This window comes from bacterium, assembly GCA_020440705.1.
Taxonomy (GTDB): Bacteria; Krumholzibacteriota; Krumholzibacteriia; order LZORAL124-64-63; family LZORAL124-64-63; genus JAGRNP01.
Window position 1 is genome coordinate 1 of sequence record JAGRNP010000152.1, and the last position, 7,771, is coordinate 7,771.

Sequence of the window (7,771 nt, forward strand, 5' to 3'; positions counted from 1 at the left end):
CGGGAGGACGCGGGCGCCGCCAGCCACCTGCTGCCGGCGGGGCTGCTGTTCGAGGTGCGGGCCGCTGCCGTCGACAGCGGCGCGGTGCGGGAGGCCGCGGCGGCGGCGCGGAGCACCCTGGCCGGCCTGATGCCGCGGCCCGATCCGGGGGCGCGCCTGCCGGTCCGTGCGGCCTGGTCCGCCCTGCACCTCCACCGGGCCGAGTACTTCACCCTCTTCGGCCTCCACGATCTGGCGGCCGCCGAGGGCCGCCGCGCCCTGGCCTGGCTGCCCGGGCAGGCCGTCGCCTGGTACAACCTGGGCTACAACCTCGTGAATCTCGCCCGGCCCGACGAGGCCGCCGAAGCCCTGCGGGCGGCCCTCGACGTCGATGAGAACGTGACGGGTCCGCGCACCCTCCTGGCCCACCTGGCCCTCGCCGCGGGCGATCGCACCGCCGCCGCCGCCTGGGTGCGCGATGAGCTGGCGCGCCATCCCGACGACCCCCAGGCCCGCGCCCTGGCCGACTTCCTCGCCGGACGCTGAGACGACCGGAAACGACGACGACCGCCGGCAGAAACCGGCGGTCGTCGTCCGTCTGCCGCTCGCGCGGCCCTCCCGTCCGGAGCGGACCTCCTACTCCATGATCGAACGCGCCACGAAGAGCCGGTTCGTCGCGGCCGGATGGGTCCAGGCCATGTCGTCCCGGCCGTCGCCGTCGAAGTCGCCGATCAGGGTCTGGTACTGGTCCCAGGTCACGCCGCCGCCGTGGTCCATGGGCAGCGGGGTGAAGAGGAAGCCGGAGTTGCGGGTGCTCAGGCCCACGTACACCGCGTTGACGAGGCCGTCGCGCAGGTTGTAGACGAGGTCGTCCAGGCCGTCGCCGTCCACGTCGAGCAGGAACACGTCCTTGTTGCCGGTGCGGTCGGGCTCGTACCAGACCAGCGGGCCGCCCGCGAAGGTCGCGCCCGTCGAGTAGGACATGTGGATGGGGTGGTTGTCCGGGTTCGTGTTGGTCCAGACGATGTCGGTGCGGCTGTCGCCGTTGATGTCGCCCACCGCGCCGGTGTAGGTCTGCCAGCCGTTGTTGGCGCGGTAGGTGTTCGCCGGGAAGCTGTACACGCCGTTGGCCCCCGCGATCGCCGCGTAGATGCTGTTGCCGGCCTCGATGGTCTCGTTCCAGATCAGGTCGAGGCGCCCGTCGCCGTTGACGTCGGCGGGGTAGGTGTCGTACCCGCCCCAGCCGCTGGCGGGGTGGTCCTGCTTGGGCAGCTGGGTGAGCGTGCCGTCCGCGGACGAGAGCGCCACGTAGGTGCGGTTCGTGGTCGACGTGATGTTCCACACCAGGTCCTCGTAGGGGTCGTCGTTCACCCGTCCGATGAACAGGCGGTAGCTGGTCCAGCCGCCGGCGTTCATGACGCGCCGGTCGTTGAAGGTCAGGTCGCCCGCCCCGTCGGAGAAGCCCATGTAGACCACGTTGCTGGTGCCGCGGTGGTTCCAGACCAGGTCGTCGTCGCCGTCGCCGTTGACGTCGCCCACGTGCACGTCGTAGGCGGTCCAGCCCTCGGTCGGGACGGCCGGGTGGTCGATGGGCCCGTGGTAGGTGAAGCCGGATCCGGTGCTCAGGGCGAAGACGGTCTGGTTCAGGCTCGCCGAGGTGTGGTTCCAGGCGATGTCGGTGCGGCCGTCGCCGTTGAAGTCGCCGGTGACGGCCTCGGCCGGCGTGGCGATGGCGATGGGCACGATCTGCTCGGGCTGGAACTCGAAGGGCTCGCCGCTGGCGCCGACGGCGGTGCACTCGCGGATGGTGTAGTCGGTCGTCTCGGTCACCTTGGCGATGGTGCCGTCGGTGAGGCTGCGGAAGACGTACTTCAGCGGCAGGGCCGTCGACAGCGCGGCCGTCTGGGTGAAGTAGCCGTTCAGGTTGCCCGAGCGGATGATCGCCTGGGTCGCCTCGGCCGGGCCGCCGATGGCCGTGATGGCGATCTTCGACTTCTCGAGGATCGTGCGCTGCTTGTCGGTGTAGGAGGCGCCGCCCGCGGCGCCGAGGCCGTCGTAGGCCGCCGAGATCGTGGCGCGGATGTCGCTCTCGCTCGCGGTGGAGGTCATGGAGAACATCAGCATGCGGCCGTAGATCACCTCGGACACGTAGACCGGGATGTTGTCCGGCCCGATCTTGTGGTCGTTGACGAGCTGCTGCAGGTCCTGGGAGGTGAAGTTGTCGCCGAAGAAGCCGTCGGCCGTCGACGGCGGCGCCACCACCACCGTGTACATCTTCTGGAAGAACTTGGCGGTGACGGTGGTCTCGGACGCGTTGCGCGAGTAGTCGCCGCGCGCGGAAGCCGACCAGCCCAGGTACCGGCCGCTGGCCGCCACCGAGAGGGCCCACGACTCCTCGCTGTAGTAGGTCTCCATATTGAAGCTGATGCTGCTGGCCCGGTCGAGGGTGTCGCGCGTCGCTTCGCCGATGATGTCGCTGATGGCCGCCTCGACCCGCGCCTGGGTGGGCGCGTCGACGGTGCGGTAGTTGGGGCCGCCGCTGCCGCCGCCCGTGGCCAGGTCGACGATGGACACCTCGATGGGCGAGCGGTCGTCGATCGTCAGGGGCCGGAGCTGTCCCAGCCCGTGGGCGTAGCTGTCGCCCTGGATCATGGCGCCCGGCCACAGGATCGGGCGGTCCGGATCGAACATCACCAGGTCGGACGGGTTCTCGGTCAGCCGGTAGGGGGTCTCCCGGCAGATGTAGTTGACGTCCGTCAGGATCGAGGTGCCGCCCTGGTCGTCGATCACCTCGACGTCGACCACTTCGGTGCCGGCGTCGGCCGGTTCGTCGGTGGGCGCGGCGGGGGCGGGCGTGCCGAGCGGGGAGTAGGTGTCCCAGTCGGGCAGGGCGGTCATGTAGTCGCCGACCGGGCCCACGGGCGCCGTCGGCTTGGCCGGATCCTCGCTGTTCGAGCAGGCCGCGAGGGCGCCCAGGAGCAGGAGGACAGGCAGGAACAGGGGCGTTTTCTTCTGGGTAGACAAAGACATCGTGCAACCACCGGATTGGGCGTGAATGGCATGGCCGGGCGGGTGCCGGCATCTCCCTCGCCACCACATGCGCGAACCGGGGGGCGACCGCGCAAAGATTCCGTCGACCGTCCCTGCGGGGATGGGCGGCGGGCCGGAACGTCCCGACTGGAACCTGGCCGCCGCCCGGGGCCCGTGCTACCATGCCCGCCGACCCCGACCCGCACCTGACGGAGACCACGCCGTGCCTTGCCTCGCCGTCCGCCGCCTGCCTTGCGCCGTCGCCTGCGTCGGTCTGGCCTGCTGCCTGGCCGCGGCGACCGCCCGGGCCCAGGAAGCCGCCCCCGACCTCGAGGCCATGCTCGAGATGGTGCCGGTGGCCCCCGGCTCGTTCCTCATGGGCAGTCCCCCGACCGAGCCCGACCGCCGCGGCGACGAGACCCGCCACCGCGTCACCCTGACGCGCCCCTTCTACATCGGGGCCCGCGAGGTGACGCAGTACCTGTGGTCCGAGGTGATGGGCTACGACCGCAGCTACAACGCCGGCTGCGCCGACTGCCCCGTGGAGAACGTCACCTGGTTCGAGGCCGTCGAGTTCTGCAATCGCCTCTCGCTCCGCCTGCAGCTCGAGCCCGCCTACGCCATCGACGGGGCCGAGGTGACCTGGCGCCGCGACGCCGCCGGCGTGCGCCTGCCCACCGAGGCCGAGTGGGAGTACGTCTTCCGCGCCGGCACCGAGTCGCCCTTTCCCACGGGCACCTGTCTGAGCGCCGACCAGGAGAACCTGAACGGCTACCTGCCCTGGGCCGAGTGCGGGGAGAGCATGTGGCGCGGCCAGACGATCCCCGTCGGCGAGCTGCCGGCCGGACCTTCGGGCACCTACGACATGGGCGGCAACGTGGCCGAGTGGTGCTGGGACGTGTACGTCCCCCACGCACCGGGCCCCGTCACCGACCCGACCGGCCCCGCGTCCGGGGCCGACCGGGTGCAGCGCGGCGGCGCCTTCAACGCGGGCATGACCCACGCGCGCAGCGCCGCCCGGCTCGGTGTCGCGGCGGGGGTGCGCTCGGTCTATCGGGGCCTGCGCCTGGCCCTGACGCCGCCGCCCGCGCCGGAAGGGCCGAAATGACGCGGCGGATTCGGCTGAATCTCGGCCTGCTCGGCCTCGCGGCCCTGCTCGCGGCCCTGCTCGCGGCCGGCTGCGGCGGCGACGAAGCGGCCGATCGCCCATCCGGGCGGGCCGCCGAACGCACCGCGGCCCACGCGGCGCCCGCCCGCCCCAACATCGTGCTCATCGTCACGGACGATCACCGGGCCGACGCCCTCGGCGCGGCCGGACATCCGGATCTGCGCACCCCGAACCTCGACCGTCTCGCCGCCGAGGGCGTGCGCTTCACCAACGCCTTCGTCACCACCTCGCTGTGCAGCCCGTCGCGCGCGAGCATCCTCACCGGCCAGTGGGCCCACAGCCACGGCGTCGTGGCCAACGAGACGGCCGATCCGCCCGCCGACCTGCCGACGGTCGCCACCGAGCTGCAGCGCGCCGGCTACCGGACGGCCTTCATCGGCAAGTGGCACATGCTGCGCAAGGCCACCCCGCGGCCGGGCTTCGACACGTGGCAGAGCTTCACCGGCCAGGGCGACTACTTCCGGAACACGTGGTACGACGACGGCGAGTGGCGGCTCAGCCACGAGTACGTGACCGACGAGATCAGCCGCCGGGCCGCCGCGCACATCGCCGCGGCGGGGCCGGAGCCGTTCCTGCTCATCGTCAGCCACAAGGCGGTGCACGAGCCCTTCTTCCCGGCCGAGCGCCACCGCGAGGCCTTCGCCGGCCGCGACCTCGCGCCGCCGGCCGCTGCGGCGGGCGGGCCGGACCGCCGACCCGACTGGGGCGATCGCGTCGGGCACGCCGATGCGGCCGAGCACGTGCGCGACTACTACCGGACGCTGCTCGCCGTCGACGAGGGGGTCGGCACGATCCTGGCGGCCCTGGAGGAGCGGGGCATCCTCGACGAGACCATCGTGGTGTACACGGGGGACAACGGCTACCTGCTCGGCGAGCACGGCGGCCTGTGGGACAAGCGGGCGGCGTACGAGGCGTCGATCCGGGTCCCGCTGCTGATGCGGTACCCGGCCCTGGCGCAGGGCGCCGTCGCCGACGCCCTCGTCCTCAACGTCGACATCGCCCCGTCGCTGCTCGACCTGGCCGGAGTCGCGCCGCCGCCCACCATGCAGGGCGCGAGCTGGCGCGGCGTCCTCGCCGGCGAGCCGGGCCGCGACGCCTTCCTCTACGAGTACTTCCGGGAGATCGGCCAGGTGCCGACCATCCTCGCCGTCCGCACGCGCGACTGGAAGCTGGTGACGTATCCGGAGAATCCGGAGCTGGGCGGCGAGCTCTACGACCTGCGCGGCGATCCCGGCGAGCTCGTCGATCTCTGGGGCGCGCGGGACCACGCCGCCACGCGGGCGCGACTCGAGGAGCGCCTGCGCGCCGAATGCGAGGCCACGGGATACCCGGTCCGCTGAGGCGGCCCGCTCAGGAGAAGTCGGCGGCGGGTCCGGAGACGGACCCGTCTTCGTCGTCCAGGCTCACGGCGAGGTCGTGCCAGGCCAGGGCCATGGCCGCCCGCGCCACGGGGTCGCGCTCGGTGTAGGCGCGCTCGCGGCGCACCGGGTCGAGGGGCAGCGCGTGCAGCAGCACGTCGGCGAGCCGGCCGAGGGCGGCCTGCTCGGGCGCGATGTCCCAGTCGCCCGAGGTGCGCTCGTGCAGGGCGGCGATGAGGCGTTCGCGCAGGGCCGTGGCGGCCTCGCCCCGCACGTCGGGCTCGCTCAGGAGCGTGGCGTCGACCCGGCGGTAGAGCCGCCCGCTGGGCACCTCGGCCATCTCGACCCGGGCCAGGGCCAGCAGCAGGATGAGCCACCGGCCGTCGGGCAGCTCCTCGGTCTGGAGGATCTCGGTCAGGGTGCCCACTTCGGGCAGCGACGGGCCGGATTCCACGCGCGGGCCGTCGGGCCGGTACGGGGCCATGACCAGGCGGCCGGGGCCGTCCATCATGTCCTGGATCATCTGGCGGTAGCGGGTCTCGAAGATGTGCAGCGGCGCCACCGTGCCGGGGAAGAGGTGGTAGTCCGGCAGGGGGAAGACGGGGACCGCGGCCATGACGGGCGACGGGGACGATTGCACGGTGTCGATCTCCTCGGTGTGGGCCGGCGCGCACGGGCCCGCAGCCCGGAGCCCGACGCCGACCCGTCCAGACGACATCATAGAAAAGAATCGGCGGACCACAACCCGCCACCGGGGGCGCGGCCGTCGCCCGCCCCGCTAGGCGGCGTCGCCGCCGCCGGGCTCGCCCCGCCACTTGCGCACGACCTCGTCCTGGACGTCGTCCCAGAAGAGCTGCAGGTGGGGGAACGGGATCTGGATGCCGGCCCCGTCCAGGGCGCGCTTGCCGGCCTCGACCATGTTGACGGTGGTGGCCTGGCGCAGCCCCGCCGGCAGCACCCAGGCCCGCATCACCAGGTTCACGCTCGAATCGCCGCAGGCGTCGACCACGACCTCGGGGCCGGGCTCGTTCATGACCCCGTCGATCCGGGCGAGCGCCGCGACCAGGACGTCCCGCGCGGCGTCGATGTCCTCCTTGTAGGCGATACCGATGGGGACGTCGACGCGCAGCTCGCCGTTGGAGGTGTCGTTCTCGAGCACCTCGTCGATGATGCGCTTGTTGGGGATGACGACGTACGAGTTGCGCGGCGTGCGGATGCGGGTCGAGCGCAGGGTGATGTCCTGCACGCGGCCGTACTGCCCGGCGACGCTGATGAAATCGCCCACGATGAAGGGCTTGTCCCAGAAGATGGTGAAGCCGGCGATGGTGTTCGACAGGGTGTCCTGGGCCGCGAGTCCCACGGCGATGCCGGCCACGCCGAGTCCCGCGATGGCGGCGCCCACGTTCACGCCGAGCTGCGACAGGGCCATCACCAGGCCGAAGACGAGCAGCGTGTAGCGGTACACGCTGCCCACGAGCAGGTCGACCAGCTTCTCGTGCAGGCCGGAATGGATGAGCGCCGCCCGCAGCGGTCGTCGGCTCAGGCGGTAGCCGGCCCAGAAGACGACGAGGATGAGCAGGGCGACGACGACGCGCGGCGCGTAGGCCACGACGTTCGTCACGAGTTCGTCGAGATTGAGGTAGCTGCGGATCGTGTCCATCGGAACCCTCCGTCGGGCGGCCGGGGCCGCGTGGCGTGGCGGTGCTTCCGGACACGTTAGCTGCGCGGCGGCGCGCGGCCACCCGGTGCACGAAAAGACCGGGCCCCGCGGGGCCCGGCCACGACGGCGAAGGGACTCCGGACGCCCGCTAGCCGGCCGGCTTCCCGCGGCTCTTCGCCCGCTCCATGCTCTGCAGGGCGAGGTAGTCCTTGCCGAAGCGCGCGAGGTTCTCCAGTTCGGTGTCGAACTGGTCGTAGTGGGTCTCCTCGTCGGCCACGAGGGACTCGAAGATCGCCTTGCTCTGGCTGTCGGCGTTCTGCGAACACTCGAGCGCCATCCGGTTGTAGTCCCTGGCGCTCTGCTCCTCCATGCCGGCGGCCATTTCCAGCATCTTCTGCACGTCGGTCTCCTTGACGACCGGCTGGCTGGCGACCATCTCCACGTCCCCCTTCAGGAAGAGGATCCGCTCGGCGAGGGTCTCGATGTGGATCATCTCCTTGATGGCCGTCATCTTGAAGAGCCCGGCGAGCAGGTCGAAGCCCTGATCGTCGCAGTGGAAGTGCCAGTACATGTACA

The 7,771-nt window shown here is 71.9% G+C and carries 7 protein-coding genes; 3 read left to right on the plus strand and 4 right to left on the minus strand.

The features are described from left to right. Positions 1-525: hypothetical protein (locus KDM41_16145; GenBank protein MCB1184959.1), on the plus strand; the 525-nt coding region annotated here is incomplete at its 5' end. A gap of 90 nt (positions 526-615) precedes the next feature. On the opposite strand, the gene KDM41_16150 is transcribed toward KDM41_16145, so the two are convergent. After that, complete coding sequence (locus tag KDM41_16150; GenBank protein MCB1184960.1) at positions 616-3,009, minus strand: thiol-activated cytolysin family protein; 2,394 nt, start codon at positions 3,007-3,009, stop codon at positions 616-618. Positions 3,010-3,232: 223 nt separating this feature from the next. Here KDM41_16150 and KDM41_16155 point away from each other — a divergent pair, with 223 nt between their 5' ends. Continuing rightward, positions 3,233-4,117: an SUMF1/EgtB/PvdO family nonheme iron enzyme gene (locus KDM41_16155; GenBank protein ID MCB1184961.1), complete on the plus strand. Its 885-nt coding sequence runs from the start codon at positions 3,233-3,235 to the stop codon at positions 4,115-4,117. Continuing rightward, positions 4,114-5,517, plus strand: a complete 1,404-nt coding sequence (locus tag KDM41_16160; protein ID MCB1184962.1) for a sulfatase — start codon at positions 4,114-4,116, stop codon at positions 5,515-5,517. The genes KDM41_16155 and KDM41_16160 overlap by 4 nt, the downstream gene beginning before the upstream one ends. 10 nt (positions 5,518-5,527) lie before the next feature. On the opposite strand, the gene KDM41_16165 is transcribed toward KDM41_16160, so the two are convergent. The 3 genes from KDM41_16165 to KDM41_16175 form a co-directional block, all read right to left on the minus strand. Continuing rightward, entirely contained in the window at positions 5,528-6,175 is a 648-nt protein-coding gene (locus KDM41_16165) for an LON peptidase substrate-binding domain-containing protein (protein ID MCB1184963.1), read from the minus strand. A gap of 138 nt (positions 6,176-6,313) precedes the next feature. Next, complete coding sequence (locus tag KDM41_16170) at positions 6,314-7,195, minus strand: mechanosensitive ion channel family protein (protein ID MCB1184964.1); 882 nt, start codon at positions 7,193-7,195, stop codon at positions 6,314-6,316. Positions 7,196-7,343: 148 nt separating this feature from the next. Then, on the minus strand, positions 7,344-7,771 hold a 428-nt coding region (locus KDM41_16175; protein MCB1184965.1), incomplete at its 5' end, for a bacterioferritin.

Excerpts from the sequence above, each read along its gene's own strand:
- KDM41_16150 (MCB1184960.1), bottom strand. The coding sequence starts at position 3,009 with ATGTCTTTGTCTACCCAGAAGAAAACGCCCCTGTTCCTGCCTGTCCTC.
- KDM41_16160 (MCB1184962.1), top strand. The coding sequence starts at position 4,114 with ATGACGCGGCGGATTCGGCTGAATCTCGGCCTGCTCGGCCTCGCGGCC.
- KDM41_16170 (MCB1184964.1), bottom strand. The coding sequence starts at position 7,195 with ATGGACACGATCCGCAGCTACCTCAATCTCGACGAACTCGTGACGAAC.